We start from the raw sequence: 17,930 nt of genomic DNA on the forward strand, positions 1-17,930 counted from the left end.
ACTATGGCACGAGGTCGTGAGAAGGATCGGAAGACGCGAAAGAAACACCGGAAGAATGTCAAACGGATGAAAGCCGTGGCCAAGGCTCGACGAGGGAAACGGGGTAAGAAGAGTTAGATCTGAGAGGAGTCTGACGCTTCTTCAGTCTCGATCAGACGTTTGAGTTCAGCCTTGATGTGCTGCTCGGCGACATCAGGCACGATTTGCTGAACAGCTTGTTCGATGGTTTGTCCTATTGCGGCTCTCACCAAATCATTTGCCAGTAGCGGGGCCTGTTTCAGTACCGCACGTTGAAGCTCATCTTTGATCAGTTGATCGATCGTTCCTACCTGTTCTCGCACGACCGTAGGCAAGTGTTGATGGATTCCGGATTCGACCTGATCCTTGACCAGTCGATCGACCGTCGTTCCGATGGAAGCTTTGGCTACATCGGATACGGTTTGCCGAATGATGGGTTCACCGGCCTCGAATTCTTTTCTGATGAGTGCGGGCAATGTTTGAGAGACCAGAGGCCGAATGATCGTTGTGAGATATTCCTGAGAGAGGATGCTCCCGAGCTGTGCTTGCAACTCCTTCTGAACGGTTGGTCGGACATGGGTTGCCAATTTCTCATCGATCACACGAGGGACCAGCTCGGCAAGACTCTGCTGGCTTCGTGTGGTCATCGATTGTAAGAGTTGGTCGAAGAGGCCCTTCATGGCATCTTCGGGGGCCGCGTGGGTGACTGGTGACGTCAATGATGCCATGGGTGAACTGCCAGGCTGGTCCATAACTTCCTTTTGACCGTCGTCACTTGCCGGGTGGTTGATCCCCTCATCATCGGAATTGGTCGAGGTCGAAGTCGGAGGCCAGACGCGGCGTTTCAGGCTCTTGCCGTTCGAGGCATCAGCTTGCTTCTGCTGAAGCGCTTTCAGCACGCCGAGCAAGTCCTCAGATTGAAACGGTTTCTTCAGGAATGCTTTGACACCCAACGTGCGAAGGAGGTTTTCGTCCGGGCGATCAGCCGGATTCACCAACGAAACGAGATAGGTTTCCGTCAGGTGGTCCAGATTGTTGATCTCCTTGCAAAACCCAGAAAAAGTCAGGTTGTCGAGATGGTAGTCCGCGATGATCAGAGAGGGAGAAGTTCGCCGAGCGGCCTCAAGGGCGGCTGGTCCGTCCTGAAATCCAACGACCTCAAACCCTTCCGAGGTTGAGATCTGTTCCACCATCCGTCTCACCGCAGGGCTGCTGTCCACCACGAAGATCGGCGAAGCCATGAAAAAATCTCCCAACTTTTTGGTTTCTTCGAAGCTAGCAAGGGGGGTATTCTTTGTCAAGAAAACCATCGATCGAGGATTGGATCCACGAGGTATTTCGGCACGCGTCGGTTGTTGAAATGAGATCAGCGTAGAGCCGTCATGAGTTCATCGATCCGAGTTGTGTTTTTCGATGCAGCCGATACCCTTTTTCACGTGCAGGGATCAGTCGCTGAGATCTATCTTCGACATGCGGTTGAGTTCGGCTTTCCACGGAAACCGGACTCGTTGGTCGCGATTCAACAAGCGTTCAGACGAGCGTTCCACGAAGCCCCGCCGCCGGTCTTTGCCGTGACTGAACCGGCACGAATCAAACAGAGTGAACGGCTGTGGTGGTTCGATATCGTTCATCATGTCTTCTATCGTGTGGGTATGTTCGAGCGATTCGACGAATTCTTCGATCACGTGTTTCGCGTGTTTGAGGACCATCGATCGTGGTGCTTGTTTCCTGAAACCGCTTCCACCTTGACTCGGCTCAAAGCACGAAATCTGGAGCTCGGGATCATCTCGAATTTTGATTCCCGGCTATTTCCCCTGTTGCGTGGACTCGGAATCGCCGATGCCTTCGACACGGTGACGATCTCAAGTTTGGCTCAGGCCGCAAAACCGTCCCCACAAATCTTTCACATCGCGTTGGAGAAACATGCAGTCGATTCTGAGGAGGCCTTGCACGTCGGGGATAGTTTACGAGACGACGTGGAAGGTGCGGAGAAAGCCGGTCTTCAGGCCGTCCTGTTGGATCGTGACGGTAGGCAGCAGGAATCAAGCGGTGTTCAGATTATCAGAAGCTTGGAAGGGCTGTTCTCGTTCCTAGACCGGATCGAGCAATAACGGTACGAGATCTTTCGCGCGGCCCTGCAGTGAGACATCGACCAGCGGCGACTGTGGGATGGGATCGAGGTTGATTTCGACGATGAACGCACCGCCTTCTTTGGCAATGGATGCGAACCCAGCAGCCGGGTAGACGACCCCGGAGGTGCCGATGACGATCAGGATGTCGCAGAGTTTGAGTGCGCTAGCGCAGCGGTTGAGATCGTCGGCAAACAAGGATTCTCCGAACCAGACGATATGGGGCCGGAGCAGCGACCCGCAATCAGCACAGGACGGGAGGATGGCAATCGGCACATCGCGGTTGTTTGCGACCAGGCCACAGCCGGTGCAGCGAACTTTCCAGATGTTGCCATGAATCTCAGAGACTTTCTGTGAGCCTGCGTCTCGATGCAACCCGTCCACGTTTTGAGTAATCAGCCAAAAATCCGGAGAGCGACGCTCGAGTTCGACGATGGCTTTGTGTGCGGAGTTCGGCTGCTTTGTGGCGATCAGCTCGCGCCGCCAGTTGTACCACTCCCACACGAGGCGAGGGTCTCGTTCGAAGGCTTCGGGCGTCGCTAGGTCCTCGGCGCGAAAGTTCTTCCACAAGCCGTCCGTTCCGCGAAATGTCGGCACACCGCTGTCGGCCGAAATCCCGGCGCCGGTGAGCACGGTGATGCTTCGGGCAGCGGAGAGTTGTTGTCTCACAATTCCAAGATCAGATCCGGGCGCCATGAGATGACCGATCTCCTAAGCACGGCTGTGTCGCCGCGCAACCGCATGCTATAGTACGAGCGTTTCACAGGCAACCATGAGGATGAGCGCATGAAACAGATCTTGATAGTCGGCGCCGGCTCAGTCGGCGGGTTTTTCGGAGCGCGATTAGCCAAGCATAATCCGGACGTGTCGTTCTTGCTGCGGACGAAAACGCTGGCGGCGGTGAAACGCAACGGATTGACGATCCGCAGCATGGATGGAACATTTACGGTCAGGCCTCAAGCAGCCTCGGATGCACGTCAGATCCCTCGGCCGGATCTCATCGTGCTCGGCGTGAAAGCCTATGATCTCGACGAGGTCCTGAACCAAATCGAACCGGTGCTTAACGACAAGACCGTGATTCTTACCCTACAGAACGGAATCGATACCGAAGACCGTCTTCTCGCTCGAATCCAACGGGATTGCGTGGTGGGCGGCGTCGCCTACATCTATTCCAAGATCGTCGAGCCCGGCGTGATCGAGCATTATAAAAAAGGATCTTTGTCGATCGGCGAACTGATGGGACATGAGAGCGAGCGTCTTCTCGCTATCCGTGATCTATTCACCTCGGCCGGTATTCCTTGTCATCTGTCAAAGGACATTCGCCGTACGAAGTGGGAGAAGATGTGTTGGAACTGTGTCTTTAATCCCATCACCGTGCTCATCGACGACCATGTGGCCAAAGCGCTTGATCATCCAGAGATGACGGGTGTGATCCGGCAGATCGTCGGAGAAGTTGCGGCAGTGTCGGCGACGATCAAAGTGCCGTTGCCTCCGGACATGGCGGAACGGGTTGTGAAAGCATCCCAGGAGATTCGCGATATTCATACCTCAATGTATGACGATTGGAAGGCGGGACGTCCGACAGAAATCGACTACTTGAATGGGTACATTGTGGAGCAGGGGCGCAAGTTGGGGATTCCGACACCGGTGAACGAAGCCCTGACGGCGATGATCAAGACGATCACGGAGAAGGAGCAGACTGATCAGGGGCGCGTGCGAATAGAGGGCGCTGTGGTTCAGCCCCTGTCCTTCGATCGTGCGGCGATCGCGTCATTACCGGCCGAGCATCATGTGGATGTTTCAACAGTCATGTCCGGTATGGAGGGACGTGGAATTCGGTTGAAGGGGCTGCTCGATGTTCCAGCGTTGGCGATCGAAGCAAACCATGTCGTCTTTCATGCCTCGGATGGAAAGTATTCCGTCTGCCTCACGCTTGAGCAAGCCCGAGAGCACGGAATTCTTGTCTATGAGCTTGATGGAGACCGGCTGCCTGACACGAAGGGTGGCTCGTTTCGCCTCATTACGCCGGGACTGGAAGATCTCTGCGCCAATGTGAAAGGTGTGACGAGGATCGAAGTGACGAAAGGGCCAGGGCGTGACACGAGGCAAACGACTTGTCCTCCAAGGCCGTAACCTGACCAAGGGCAATGGTTCGCGTCGTTGCGCTTGGCGCCAGCAATCTGACACGTGGTTTCCAGACCATCGTTTCGACGGCTCGATCAGTATGGGGTCCAGACGTCGAAGTGCTGGCGGCACTCGGCCATGGTCGATCCTATGGAGCGCCGAGTCGATTTCTCTTTCGCACGTTGCCCAGTATCCTCAAGTCGGGTTTGTGGGCAGAGTTGGAGCGCCGCCCTCCAATGGTCACAAGGGGCCTTGTCATGGATGTCGGTAATGATATTCTGTATGGCTTCTCGGTGGAGCAAACGCTTGGATGGGTCGAGGAGACGCTCGTTCGTCTGAGGACTATCACGTGCGACATCGTTCTCACTGACTTGCCGCTTGCCAGCGTCCACCGCTTATCAAACTTCAAGTTTCTGATATTCCGCACAGTCCTGGTGCCGTTCTGTCGGCTCTCTCTGGCGCAAGTACTCGAACGGGCGGAGTTGGTTAACGAGGGGTTGACCAAGTTGTCCGCTGTCTACGACGCCAAATTGCTTCGGCTTGATCCAGCCTGGTATGGTTTCGATCCCATCCATGTGCGCCCTTCGCGATGGCGTTCGGCTTGGCGGCAAATTCTCGGGGCTCAGCCTGAAATGGAGGCGAGAGGTGGATCGGCGATTGAGAGCGTGAAATTGTACTTCATGCGTCCAGAGCGCCGCTGGTTGTTCGGTGCCGAGCAATTCACGCCGCAATCCGGCGTTGTGCTCCGATCCGGTGGGCAGGTGTGGCTGTACTGATGAGGTGTTCAAGGTTGCGGTGGTGTCTTGAGTTTTACCGATGGTCAGAGGTATAGCACTCCACATGTCCTCGTAGTGCACGAGAGGGTTCATAAGCTTGACCGGTGGGATGGAGGATAGATTGCCTGATAACGCGTTTCACTATTCCCTGTTACTAAAAAGAGCGATCACAGGCCTCATTCTTGGCGTGATTGCAGGGGTGATTCAAGTCTGGCTTTTCAAGCGCGACCTTATGCACCTCTGGGCATCGATTGCTGCCGGGGTGACCTATATGACCGCCTGGGTCGTCTTTACGGACTGGCTCAGACTTTCAGGTGGCAAGATCATTCTCGGCGCGGTCTCGGGTCTACTCGCGGCTGTTTTGTGGTGGGCAATTGCGGTCCATTCAGAGAATGCGTTCCTCCAGGCATCGGTGGCCGGCTTGTGTTTTGGTGCAGCCTATGCTTGGTCAGATCAGCGGATGACTTGAATCTGCCGCTGCTTTATGCAGAAAATCGATGCAGGAAAGGTAGCCGGAGAGCACGGTATGCGTGGCGGGGTCGCATCCGGGTAGAAGATGCTGTTACGACCGCTTGTACACCCGGAGAAGCCGCAGTATATTGGATATGTGATGTGTAGACACAGGCAAATGATGAATTCGAACTACCTGGTTTTCTTTCTCTGCGTCTGTGTTCTGGCGCAGATGCTCGGAATGCCTATCACCTTTTTCAGCCTGGTCGCGTCGTCCGATGCATCACTCATGGAATCTGTTTCTGAGGATTTCTCTTTTCCCCCAACAATCCCGAAACCGACAACGTCAAGGGCATGGAGTTCCAATCTCGATCGGCAATCGTTGCCATATGTTTGTGTCTTTGTGACCTCGGTTTTTCATCCTCCTCAAGCGTAGCGTCAGTTTTGTTCCAGTACACTGAGCGGTGCGGTGCGTGGGCTTTTGTACTGCAGGTGCGGAGCAATCTCCGAACGTGGTGAGTTGAGATTTCTGATGAATTCTCAACATACCCGATAAAACCGACCGGACAAGGAGGTGACGAACAATGCCTGGCATGAACGATGCTCTCTCCTATATCTTTTTGGGCATCTTTGTGTTCGCGATCATTGCGTTCGCGCTATTCACTGCGGGCTAAGGGACAGCAGCACTTGCCTCGGAAGTGGTTTCATGCTCGACTCAGGGGGGCAGACCCAAGGCTGCGAAAAGTCTTCGAAACGAGCTGTAAACCAGGGCTTCGCTCTTCCCAGAGCGTATCAAGGAGGTTCGTAGGTGTCCCCCGTTAATTCGGCGCCTGGGAATCCAGGCGCCGAATTGTGTAAGGAGTCACCCCGCGTAGTACGTAGGTCGCCCGTCTCACATTCGATGGATTCATCAGTTGTGTCAATGAACAAGGAAAGCGGGGTCGGCCTATTGGCCCTTGTTCGGGCAAGAGTGATTTCGGCCCGCTTGCCCGTCAGGCAGAGCTGGAGTATATTGCCTGTCATGAGTCGAGGAGAGGGATGGTCAAACCGCTTTTTGCCTCGTGGACCAGCTGCGACAATTCTGCTCTTATTCGTCTGTCTCTGCGTGGTGTCTCAAATGCTCGGAGCACCGTTCACGCTTCTTGGTTTACTCATGTCGGATACACCGACAGAGTCTCTCTCCGAAGACTTCTCAATTCCTCCGATAACGCCTGAGCCAGGAACGCCGAGCCGTTTCAGTTTTCATGCGGAGCTTCAACCTTCGCTTCAACTTGCGGTTTTTCCAACCGCAGTCTTTCATCCTCCTCAAGGGTAGTCTTCGTTTTCATAGTTAGCATCAAATTGGAACACGTGATCCCGCGTGCTCCTCAGAGACGTTCACGGTCGGGCAACTCGCACAATGTCTGTGGCGTGAAGATCTTTGTGAGCTCGTAACGTTTGGACCTACAGCTTTGTAGCGCACAAGTCCATCGCGAACAGGCGCATGATCAACCAGACTGAAAGGGTATCAGTAGAGGATGCATCGCTCGATTTTAGAATTGAGGACGTCGTCGAGTGAACTTCAGCATCGGGCTGCGCTGCCGACCGGAAGATGGAGAGCAATCAAAGACCATTAGATCCGTAGCTGTCGGTCTCCGACTAAGAGGAGCGATTGCGATGCAGTAAGCGAAAATACATGCCGAGAAACCAAATCCACCTTGTCAATGACCCGGAGATGTCTACAAGGTCGGAGTGCGAGAGGGCGCTACCCTCTGACTCAGCACATTCCCGCAGTCATCGGCCGATGTCGCGGTGGCATGATCATCTCTCGAAAGGAAGATTCCTATGACCTCTGTTGTACAGTGGACTACGAATGCGCGGGCACTGATACTTGCACTGCTAGCCGTGAGTCTGTGCTTGTTTCTCCAGAACAGTTGGGTGTCGGATCGAGAGGCCAGTCGGGGTCCTGCGACGTCGGTTCTCATTCTTGCCGTGCAGGATGAGGCTGTTCGCTACCGGCAAGGTCACACTGTTCCAATCTACATTCAGGATGGAAAGCGGGCTGAATCGTCGGGAACACCGAGCCAATCTCTGAAGCATGCGGCCACATTGCTACGCAAAGCAGCCGATGTCCTGGAGACGAATGACATTGTGGCTGTCCAACTCATCCGTCAAGTGATCTCCATTCTGAAATACCAGGTGATTCCCTCGCTCGTAAAACCCGATGCAGCTTTGGTCCCCATCGATCACCAAGAGACATGATTGAGCTCGGAATGGCTGGTGACAAGACGGTTGGGCCGTGGATCTGTTCCAACGAGAGGTGTCCCGACTGTAACGAAGGGGTGAGGGAAAGGTTCTGTAGGACCTAGCTCGTCATGAAAAGGACCGAAGGCATAGCTCAAGGAGGCTCTGTTCAGGTGATCACGAGAGGCACATGACTAACAACGGTCACGAAAAACGATCACAGAGTCTTCCTGATGCGCCGTGCGCATATTGCGGACTTCCGGCGAGCCCTGGTTCCGATCATGTAGTCGTGGAATTCAACGCAAGTTGGTTTCCTCAAGACACGGTCTGTCGGATGTGGCACCGTCATTGTTACGACGTGTTTCTGGACCATGGAGAACAGTCATGACCAGGGGCTTTTAAAGAATTGCGGGATGCTTGCCAAGGATCGGCCCACCGCATTCTTCATCGTGATCTACGGAGCGCTTGAGGAGTCGGTTGAGGAAAGTCGGATTGTTCGGGCCAGTCAGTCTTGGAGAGTATGAATGTCACGGTCCCTGGAGGAGGGGTCTGAAAGTGTTGTCTTCATCAGAACGTCAGAACAACAGCGAGGATAAATCCATGTTCAAAGCCGTCTTCACAATCTTCCCTCTGGGTGCGCTGCTGTTGGCAGCCGGAGCCATGGCGGTGACCGACTCAGCCTATGGGGAGCCGAATAAGTTCGAGATGGCGACTGTGGCCAAGATAGCGATTAGTGAGGCGATCAGAACTGCCTCAGAGACGGTGTCGGGCACGGTCATCGAAGCCGAGTTGAAACAGAAGCACGACCGGCTGAGTTGGAAAATAGAAGTTGTTACACCGGAGAAGAAGATCATGGAGATCCGCATCGATGCTGAGACGGGAAGTGTCATCACTGTGGAGGACAAGGCCAAGGCAAAGAAGGTCAAGCGGCATCAGGCATATCACAAACAATGATCGGGTCGGAGGGGCACTCACGCGCCCCTCGGACCCGATCATTTCTCTCCAGCGTGTAGGCAGAAACAACAGAGTCCCTGCAGATCATCCAGGCCTATGAGAGATGACAGAGTGTATTTCATGTGGTAACTTACTTACATGAATGAGATGAACCGAATGATGTCCCATGCGTCATACGGCGCAGCGGGTGTTGCATGTGTGGTGGTGTTGCTCTGCGTCTGCGTACTTGCACAGATGATCGGGACACCGGTCACGCTGCTTAACCTCTTGAATTCGGATGTGCGTGCAGAATCTGAACCTGTCTCCGAGGACTGTTCAGCCCTATCACCGTTGCCTGAGCTGGAGAGGCCTGATCTTCTCCGTCTGCTCAGCGAGGTTCGCCCTATCCGACATCTTCCGATATTGATCACATCTGTGTTCCATCCTCCCTACCTAGCCTGATCTCGTCGGCACGATCGCATCACACAGCATGTTGTCTCTCGGCCTACCTATGCGTGGGCTGTTAAACCTGTTGGCGTCTTAAGGACAGTCCGGCTGTTTGTGAATGGCTTGAAGGTCTTTCTGGTGCATGATCGATCAGCAAAGAGGGGAGGATTTTATGAATATGCAGATCCTTCGTCATGTTTGCTTCATAAGCACGCTTCTGATGTTCGCTGGCCTCACACTTGGTTGCATCACAGTCCTTGTGCCGAGATCACCAGCAGGCATCATGGTTACAGATGCGGATAAGGATCACGGATGGCTACTTGGGAGAATTCATCTGACACGGCATGAGATGGATCACACGGAGAAGTTTAAGAAGATGAGGATGGTAGATATGCAATGGTGGCTTGAAGAGGAAACCAGTGGCAAGCGGTTTCAGATCTCTCATCTCCCAATTGATGACTCTTTCGCTGTGAAACTCCCAGCCGGCTCTTATCGAGCCACGGGTATCGGTTTCAACAATATGCGGGGGGTCTGGCACACAATGCTTCCTGCCGCATTTAGCGTCCAGTCACGAGAGTGCACTTCACTGGGGACCTGGGTGCTGCAGATAGAAACAGGATTCTTCAGTGGGTGGATCACACGCGAGGTGGTTACTGAGGGCAAGTTTACTCAGGATGATTCAGACAGACTTCTTGAAGTACAGGGGTGTCCGACGGTCGTGGGACCAGTGGAATCGCCTGTACAGCATTCGATTGCACTGGATAGTCATGTAGGCGGGTTCTAGTTGGCTCTAACGGTCTCGTAGGATGCCCACTAACGATAAGGCGATCTCCGAGTAAAGAATTTCCTCCAAGCGTGAACGTCGTCAACGAGAGATGTTCAGGCTTGGAAAGGGGAGAATATGAGAACAATAAAGCTGCCCACATCGGATTTTCGACCACGCCGGTATCCCCTTCGGAACCTGCGCAAGATAACGTACGGCGGTTTCTCGTAACAAAGGATTGTCCAATCTTGATTGTCTCGCTGGAGGTATGCGTCAGGAATCCTGTCAAACTGCGATTAGCGCACGGAGAGGACTCTCTCATCCCACGTGACTCCCGATGACTGATTGAGTGACGCATGCGAGTTTCGACATTGTTGCAAAGACAGCGGAGGTAGCTCACGGTGGTCTAAGAGGTTTGAAGGTTGAACGGTAGAGATGCGTACTTTTTCCCAGAAGTGTGTGCGCCGATGAACTGTTTATGAAAGAATCCGAAGCGATCATGTCTTCAACGAATGGCGCCTCCTCAGCCACGGCCCTGGCAGATATCAAGGCAGGCCTCGTCGTATGTTTCGTGGCTCTGCCTCTATGCCTCGGGATCGCGCTGGCTTCCGGTGCACCGTTAGTGTCCGGATTGTTGGCCGGAATTGTCGGCGGCATCGTGGTAGGAATGTTCAGTGGATCGCACACCAGCGTCAGCGGCCCGGCGGCCGGTTTAACTGCGGTCGTCGCCTCACTCATACTTTCACTCGGATCATTTTCTACCTTTCTGACGGCCGTGATTCTTGCCGGATTGATTCAAATCGCCCTAGGCATTGCCAAGGGTGGCTTTATCGCTGCGTTTGTCCCGTCCAGCGTGATCAAAGGGTTGTTGGCCGCGATCGGTGTGATCATTATCTTGAAGCAGATTCCGCATCTCGTTGGACATGACCCAGACCCTGAAGGAGAAATGACCTTCTTTCAACCGGATCTCGAAACGACGTTTACTGAGATCATCCGTATGTTCGGTGATTTCCAACCGGGTGCCGCCATTGTCGGTTTGATGTCCATTGCGCTACTCGTGCTCTGGGACAAGTGGAACCTGCTGAAGAAGTCACTCTTCCCCGCTCCTGTGGCGGTGGTGCTGTTCGGTATCGGGGCGGGCGTATGGTTCGAGCAACTCGGTGATCCCTGGATGATCAAGCCAAGCCACCTGGTTCAGGTACCGGTGGCAAGTGACTTGACCGAACTCATGAGACTTCTTCCACGCCCCGACTTCTCGCAATGGATGAATCCTGCGATCTATAGCGCTGGGTTGACACTCGCCATTGTGGCGTCTTTGGAAACGTTGCTCAATCTTAACGCTGCCGATCGGCTTGATCCTCAGCAACGCTCATCCCCTCCGAGTCGAGAACTGTTGGCGCAAGGCGTTGGAAACGTAGCGTGCGGGCTGATCGGCGGACTCCCGGTCACCTCCGTGATCATCCGCACCTCTGTGAACGTCAACGCGGGCGGCAAGACAAAGTCAGCGACTATCATTCACGGCACATTGTTGTTGGTGAGCGTTCCGCTCATACCGGCTTGGATCAATACTATCCCCTTGTCGGCTCTTGCTGCGATCTTGCTGATGACCGGTATCAAACTGGCCAGTCCGGCCCTGATGAAGCAAATGTGGAACGATGGCCGCTATCAATTCCTCCCTTTCGCAGCCACCGTGATTGCTATCGTGTTCACTGACCTCTTGATCGGTATCCTGATCGGGCTATCCGTGGCTATCGGCTTTATTCTCAACAGCAATATGCGCCGTCCGGTGCATCGGTTGGTGGAAAAACATTTAGGCGGCGATGTCGTGCATATCGAGTTGGCCAACCAGGTCAGCTTTCTGAATCGTGCCGCTCTGTCCGAAGCACTAGCCGACGTGCCTCGCAATGGCCATGTCCTCCTTGACGCACGAAACACGGACTACATCGACCCAGACGTGCTGGATTTGATTCGAGACTTCAAGAACCAAAGGGGACCGGCCCACGGTGTCGAGGTCAGTCTTGCCGGTTTTCGGAGTGAGTACAACTTTGAGAACCAGATTCAGTATGTCGATTACTCGACGCGCGAACTTCAAGATGCCATTACTCCCCGGCAGGTGTTGCAGATTCTCAAGGATGGTCACGAACGATTTCGCAGCGGGCGGCGCCTGACGCGAGACTTTATCCGGCAGGTGCGTGCCACTGCAGCGGCACAACACCCGTTAGCCGTCGTCCTTAGTTGCATCGATTCTCCAACTCCCGCAGAGCGAGTGTTTGACTTGGGCATGGGCGACATCTTCAGTGTTCGTATCGCCGGCAATGTCTCAAGTCGGAAGGTTCTCGCCAGCGCGGAATACGGATGTGCTGTGGCTGGAGCGAAACTCATTCTTGTCATGGGGCATACGCGATGCGGCGCCGTCAGTGCAGCCGTCAAGCTCCTTTGCTTGCCCCAGATGAGCGCTGCAGCATCAGAGTGCGAACACTTCCATTACATCATCAACGAACTTCACCAATCGACTGACCAAGAGCTCTGTCGAGATGTGAGTGAAGGATCGGCCGAGGAGGTAGGGACGGTGGTCGATGTCGTGGCCCGTCGGAATGTCGTGCGGGTTGTTGAACAACTGCACAAAGCGAGTAGGACAATCGATGGTCTCATTAGGGAGGGGCAGATCGCGATCGTGGGCGCAATGTACGATGTCGTTACGGGAGACATCGAGTTTTTACCGGACGACGTGCGCGCCGATAGGCAAATGAGACAGACGCTCTAGCGCGTCTGTCGATTGCCGGATTAACAGGGCACGAATCAGTTCTGCTCGGCTCCGCAGGGTGGAAATGGTCGCTGTCGTGTATGGGGTCGGACAATTCAGCCATGAACCGGTTACCGTTCGGGGCTATGAGATAGATGTTCGGTGGACCAATGGATGATAAGGGTGAGGTTGGACGATGGAAAAGCTTGTTAAAGGCTTCCTGAAGTTTCGCAAAGAAGTGTTTGGAAACAAGAAAGCGTTGTTCGCGCGACTGTCTCAAAGTCAGGCTCCACGCGCTCTATTCATTACCTGTTCCGACTCGCGAGTTGATCCCACGCTCTTAACACAAGCGGAGCCTGGGGAGTTGTTCATCCTGCGAAATGCCGGGAATATTGTGCCGCCCTACGGTTCCATGCAGGGCGGCACCACCGCAACGATAGAATATGCGATGGCGGTTTTGAAGGTGCCTCATATCATTGTGTGTGGCCATACCGATTGCGGTGTGATGAAGGCGCTCTTGCATCCCGAGCAAGTGCAAGACTTACCGGCGGTCAAAGAATGGGTGGGGCAAGTTGAAACCACCCGGTGGTTGATGCGCGAGCTCTATGCCGATATCAAGGGCAAAGACCGCCTCATCAAGACGATTCAGGAGAATGTCCGCGTCCAGCTTGAGCATCTGCGCACACATCCATCGGTAGCCCTCCAACTGCGCAAGGGTAACGTAGATCTCCATGGCTGGGTCTATTCCATCTCAACCGGGGATGTATGGGTCTATGACTTTAACTCGCAGGAGTTTGTCTCGCTCTATGAAACGGCTGTTCGCGCATAATGCGCCGCAACAGCCCGATACATCTGGAGTTCCTAGGTCGCAACTTCTGTAGCCGCATCGCGTCTGAGGATGGCAGGCCTTAGGCTGACGGGAAGCCGTCGTAACTGTTCCGGTCACTGCTGCCGAATGACTTGAATCTGCCGCCACCGTTCCGATTGATATCGCCAGAGTAATAATCCCATCCGCACGGTCCAGTCAACGATCATCGCTGCCCAGATATAAAAGACGGAGTGACGCATCCAGAGAGAGGCGATCAGCGCCAACGGGACGCGGACGCCCCACATGCCGATCATTGTGGCACCCATAATGAAGCGTGTGTCGCCGGCGCCTCGGAGCGACCCGGCCAGGACCATGGTGAGAGCCAGCGGCACTTGCAATAAGGCAACAATTTTTAAAAACATCGTTCCGAGTTCGATCACGGCTTCATCGATGGTGAACGCACGAAGCAGTGCATAGGGGAAAAAGAAAAAAATGATCCCCATGAAGGCCATCAGAACGACGGCGATCCGATTGGCCTCCCAGTTCTCCCGCTTGGCTCTGGCGTACTTCCCTGCCCCGATGCTTTGCCCTACCATGGTGGCGGCGGCGATGGCGAGGCCATATCCAGGCAAAAATGAGAATGATTCAATCGACAGGCCGACTTGGTGAGCGGCATAGGCGACGGTGCCGTACAGCAAGACCAGCTTGGTGTAGAGGAAAATTCCCGCCTGTTGGATGATCCGTTCGCCGGACACCGACGCTCCCACCTCCCAGATCGATCGAATCAAGTCTATGCGCAACGTGGATGACTCCTTCAAGATTGGGCGACAACGCAGCAAGAGGTAGAGCATCCCCGTCGCTTCGGCGAGTCCGACAGCGATGGCCGCTCCTTTGAGACCCAAGTTGGGAGCTCCCCATCGTCCGTAGATGAGGGGGTACGCAAGGCAGATGTGGAGGAGGTTGACGCCGATCAGACCATACATGGGGGTCTTCGTGTCGCCTGTGCCTTGGAGGATGGACGACAGAACTTGGATGAGGACGGTACAGGGAATCACGAAGAAGATGATGGTCGAATAGGGGAGGGCGAGCTCAATGACGGCGGATTCTGCGCCGAGTTGCTCCATGACGAACCGATTGCCGGCTATTCCAAGGCTAGCCAACAGGAGCGATACGCCGATCGAAAGCCATAAGAAGTGACGGGCCGCTTCTCCCGCGTCCTGTCGGCGTCTGGCCCCCCACAATTGGGCGACAATTACATTCGTCCCTACCGAGATTCCGGAGACCAACGTCGTTGCCACGAACGTCAGCAGTTGACCCAGGCCGACCGCGGCGATGGAAGTGGCGCCCAGGCCTCCGACCAGGAGGACGGCGACAATGCCTTCGGCCCGTTGGAGAAACGTGGTGAGCGTGACGGGGAGCGCCAAAATCATCACGGACCGTCTGATCTGGGTGACAGCGCTGCCCATGGGGCGTTATCCTAACAGAGTTCCTCCTTCCGTCATGTGACAAATCGTTGCTGGTGCCAGGGATTGTATGACGATGGCCGACGTTCACAACGGATCTCCCACGACGTCCACACCACCCCGCCTGTCGAAATCAAAATTTCTCTCGGGATTGCAATGCCACAAGCGGCTCTATCTGGAAATTCATCACCCGGTCTTGGCAACACCGCCGGATGCGTCGACGCAGGCGATCTTGGACATGGGAACCGAGATCGGGATTTTGGCGCAGCAGCGCTTTCGCGGTGGTGTGCTGGTCAAATCAGGATTTCGTCAGCGGGAGGCGGCGATTGTGGAGACCGCCGCGTTGCTGCACGATCCGGACATTCCCGCCATCTTCGAGGGGGCATTCGAGCATGACGGAGTCGTTGTGCGCGTCGATATTTTGGAGCGCGTGCGGAATATTCAGGGGGGATCGTCATCCTGGCGGTTGATCGAGGTGAAGTCATCAACCAGGGTGAAAGATATTCACCTTGATGATCTATCCATACAAAGCTACGTCGTCCAAGGGGCCGGGGTGAGGTTGGATGCGACCTGTCTAATGCATATCGACACGGGCTATCTCTACCAAGGTGGTGAGGTTGATCTGCAGACGCTCTTCTCGATTGAAGATGTATCGGAAGCTGTGGCAGATCGTCGAGGGCAGGTATCGGAACGATTAGCTGCTATGAAGGTGATGGTGCTGAATTCTGAACCACCGATGATAGAGCCCGATCAACATTGTCACGCCCCCTACGAATGTCCCTTTTGGGCCCATTGCACGAAGGACAAACCACAGCGCTGGATCTATCATCTGCCTGGCAGGAAAGAGATTGTCAGTCAGCTTGTCCGACAGGGCATCAGGACGATCGACGAAATTCCGAGTGATACAAGGCTGTCGGATGTACAAAGAAAGGTCAAAGACAACGTTGAGTGGATTTCGTCGGATTTGAGTCAGATTCTTCGTTCGGTCAGCTATCCCATCCACCATCTCGATGCCGAAACCGTCATGTTGGCACTGCCGCGGTTTCCTTCGACCAGGCCCTATCAGTCTCTTCCGGTTCAGTGGTCCAATCACATTGAACTCGAATCCGGTGAGGTCATGCACCGGGAGTTTCTTCACCATGAAGCGTCGGAGCCGCGCAGGCGTTGGGCGGAGGCCTTGATTGAGTCCCTCGGCGAGAAAGGGAGCATCGTTGTCTATTCAGCCTATGAGGAGGCCATCATACGCCAACTCGCGGAGACTTTTCCCGAGTTCAAATCGGCGTTCAAAGCGATCGTGAAGCGCTTGTGGGATCTGCTCGCTGTCATCAAAAGTCACTATTATCATCCAGCCTTTCATGGATCCTATTCGATCAAATCTGTGTTGCCGGCGGTCGTGCCGTCGCTTGGGTATGGCGATCTCACGATTCAAGAGGGAGGGCAGGCGGCGGCCGAATACTACCGGATGGTCTTTCTCGAAAGCGATTGGGTGGAACGGGATTCCATACGGGAGGCGCTGTTACGCTATTGTGAGAGAGATACGCTGGCGATGGTGGAACTGCGGAAGGTGTTGCGAGAGAAGGCGGGAGAAGTTGGGTTGTGATCCGGCATCTTGCCTTGCAAGATGCCGAGAGGGTTGGCATTCGAAGTCGCGTTCGCCGAGACGCTCACGCTCCTACTGAGGGGGCCAAGCTCCGAAACACTTGATGTGTTTTATCCGGTCGCCAAGAGCCATCAAATGGCTCCCGGTACGAGCAAGCTCGGGGTGGCGGAGAGGGTGGGATTCGAACCCACGGTCGAGTTACCCCGACAGCAGTTTTCGAGACTGCCCGATTCGGCCGCTCTCGCACCTCTCCGGTATGGCAGATCGTCGGCTGGTTTGAGTATCGAGCAGGTGAGGAGAACATGCTCGATGGGTGTGGAAGCTTACCTTGGCTGATAAGGTTTTGCAACGGCTCGTATTGAGTCATCTAAAATCTTACCGGGCGACGGATCGTTGCGTCATTTGCAAATCTTACCCTCCGACCCTGCACGGGGCAGAGCGGCAGGAGGGCGAGGTATCACTTCCCGGAGGACCACCGGCGGCATCTGAAGACCACAGCCAGCGTGCTCAGATCCAGGTCCGTCAGGGGCTCCCATCCGTGCCTTCTTCGCGCTGTCCCGTTACCTCAGATGGTACCCATACCGTTCGATGATCGCCTTGGCCTGGGGACCACTCATGAACTTTATGAGCGCTTTTGCCGCAGGGTTATCTTTCCCCTTGGTCAGCAAGATCGCATCCTGTTGTATTGGTTCGTATAGATTGCTGGGGACCTCCCAGCGACTTCCCTTTCCCTTGAATCTTGCCTCCATGACCTGGGATAAGGCCACAAAGCCCAGTTGGGCATTACCGGACTCGATAAATCCCATGGTCTGGCCGAGATTCTCCCCCACGATGATGACATTCCGGGGCTGCAACTTCTCCCAGATCCTCAACGCCTGCATGGCCTGCATCGCCGCGAGGCCGTACGGCGCGGTTTTGGGGTTCGCAATGGCCAGGCGTGAGAAGTTCTTAGAGGATAACGTCTCTTCTCCCTTCACCAGGTCGGCATTCGGGCTCCAGAGCACGAGACGCCCGAGGGCGTAGGTGAAACGGGAATCCTTGACTCCAAACCCTCCTTCCTCCAAGAGCTTGGGACGCACATTATCGGCGGAGAAGAACACGTCGAACGGCGCGCCGTTCTTAATTTGAGTATGGAGACTTCCAGAGGAACCAGCAGCCACCTGAACGTGATGCCCCGTCGATTGTTCAAACTCCATCGCCACCTCGTGGAACGGTGGAACAAAATTCGCCGCCACCGCCACCAGCACCTGCTCGGCGAAAGCCGGTGTTACGGCCGTACTCTCCAGAACAAACAAACACCATGCGAGAAGTCTCTGCTTCACGGTCATTCCTTTCTAGCAGGCTGCGGAAAAACTCGATGTGCGTGCTTCGACAGGTCTCAGCACGAACGGAAAACCTCAGCATATTCAATGACTGCTCCGTTCGTCCTGAGGCTCTCGAAGGATGAATGGAG

The 17,930-nt window shown here is 54.7% G+C and carries 14 protein-coding genes and 1 tRNA gene; 10 read left to right on the forward strand and 5 right to left on the reverse strand.

Going from position 1 to position 17,930, the window contains the following annotated elements:
• Positions 1-113: 113 nt before the first annotated feature.
• Positions 114-1,259 carry a response regulator gene (locus tag P0119_11100; protein MDF0666601.1) on the reverse strand — a complete coding sequence of 382 codons (1,146 nt, stop codon included), beginning with the start codon at positions 1,257-1,259 and terminating at the stop codon, positions 114-116.
• 141 nt (positions 1,260-1,400) lie between these two features.
• Between P0119_11100 and P0119_11105 the strand changes: the two genes are divergently transcribed.
• Positions 1,401-2,129 carry an HAD-IA family hydrolase gene (locus tag P0119_11105; GenBank protein MDF0666602.1) on the forward strand — a complete coding sequence of 243 codons (729 nt, stop codon included), beginning with the start codon at positions 1,401-1,403 and terminating at the stop codon, positions 2,127-2,129.
• Here the strand turns inward: P0119_11105 and P0119_11110 are convergent.
• A complete protein-coding gene (locus tag P0119_11110; protein MDF0666603.1) occupies positions 2,109-2,843 on the reverse strand; it encodes an NAD-dependent deacylase in 735 nt (244 codons plus the stop codon). The two genes, P0119_11105 and P0119_11110, sit on opposite strands and share 21 nt — an antisense overlap.
• 90 nt (positions 2,844-2,933) lie before the next feature.
• On the opposite strand from P0119_11110, the gene P0119_11115 reads away from it, so the two are divergent.
• The 8 genes from P0119_11115 to P0119_11150 all read left to right on the forward strand — a co-directional run bounded on the left by P0119_11115 (position 2,934) and on the right by P0119_11150 (position 13,435).
• The gene (locus P0119_11115) at positions 2,934-4,280 is read left to right on the forward strand and encodes a 2-dehydropantoate 2-reductase (protein ID MDF0666604.1); all 1,347 of its coding nucleotides are present in this window, start codon (positions 2,934-2,936) and stop codon (positions 4,278-4,280) included.
• 14 nt (positions 4,281-4,294) lie between these two features.
• Positions 4,295-5,047 (forward strand): hypothetical protein, encoded by a 753-nt coding sequence (locus P0119_11120; GenBank protein MDF0666605.1) that lies wholly within the window; start codon positions 4,295-4,297, stop codon positions 5,045-5,047.
• Positions 5,048-5,168: 121 nt separating this feature from the next.
• Entirely contained in the window at positions 5,169-5,516 is a 348-nt protein-coding gene (locus P0119_11125) for a hypothetical protein (GenBank protein MDF0666606.1), read from the forward strand.
• Positions 5,517-7,321: 1,805 nt separating this feature from the next.
• A complete protein-coding gene (locus tag P0119_11130) occupies positions 7,322-7,738 on the forward strand; it encodes a hypothetical protein (protein MDF0666607.1) in 417 nt (138 codons plus the stop codon).
• A 537-nt stretch (positions 7,739-8,275) separates the two neighbouring features.
• Positions 8,276-8,674 carry a PepSY domain-containing protein gene (locus tag P0119_11135; GenBank protein ID MDF0666608.1) on the forward strand — a complete coding sequence of 133 codons (399 nt, stop codon included), beginning with the start codon at positions 8,276-8,278 and terminating at the stop codon, positions 8,672-8,674.
• A gap of 568 nt (positions 8,675-9,242) precedes the next feature.
• Positions 9,243-9,884 (forward strand): hypothetical protein, encoded by a 642-nt coding sequence (locus P0119_11140; protein MDF0666609.1) that lies wholly within the window; start codon positions 9,243-9,245, stop codon positions 9,882-9,884.
• 457 nt (positions 9,885-10,341) lie between these two features.
• On the forward strand, positions 10,342-12,627 hold the full coding sequence (locus P0119_11145) for a bifunctional SulP family inorganic anion transporter/carbonic anhydrase (protein ID MDF0666610.1): 2,286 nt from the start codon (positions 10,342-10,344) through the stop codon (positions 12,625-12,627).
• Positions 12,628-12,802: 175 nt separating this feature from the next.
• Positions 12,803-13,435, forward strand: coding sequence for a carbonic anhydrase (locus tag P0119_11150; protein MDF0666611.1), 633 nt, complete (start codon positions 12,803-12,805; stop codon positions 13,433-13,435).
• 113 nt (positions 13,436-13,548) lie between these two features.
• Here P0119_11150 and P0119_11155 read toward each other — a convergent pair whose 3' ends face one another.
• Positions 13,549-14,880 (reverse strand): MATE family efflux transporter, encoded by a 1,332-nt coding sequence (locus P0119_11155; GenBank protein ID MDF0666612.1) that lies wholly within the window; start codon positions 14,878-14,880, stop codon positions 13,549-13,551.
• 73 nt (positions 14,881-14,953) lie between these two features.
• Here P0119_11155 and P0119_11160 point away from each other — a divergent pair, with 73 nt between their 5' ends.
• Entirely contained in the window at positions 14,954-16,477 is a 1,524-nt protein-coding gene (locus P0119_11160) for a DUF2779 domain-containing protein (protein MDF0666613.1), read from the forward strand.
• A gap of 163 nt (positions 16,478-16,640) precedes the next feature.
• Here the strand turns inward: P0119_11160 and P0119_11165 are convergent.
• Both P0119_11165 and modA read right to left on the reverse strand, forming a co-directional pair.
• A tRNA-Ser gene (locus P0119_11165) sits at positions 16,641-16,730 on the reverse strand.
• A gap of 307 nt (positions 16,731-17,037) precedes the next feature.
• Positions 17,038-17,799, reverse strand: coding sequence for a molybdate ABC transporter substrate-binding protein (modA, locus tag P0119_11170; protein ID MDF0666614.1), 762 nt, complete (start codon positions 17,797-17,799; stop codon positions 17,038-17,040).
• Positions 17,800-17,930 lie beyond the last annotated feature (131 nt).

Origin of the sequence: Nitrospira sp., assembly GCA_029194665.1 — a bacterium.
GTDB lineage: Bacteria > Nitrospirota > Nitrospiria > Nitrospirales > Nitrospiraceae > Nitrospira_D.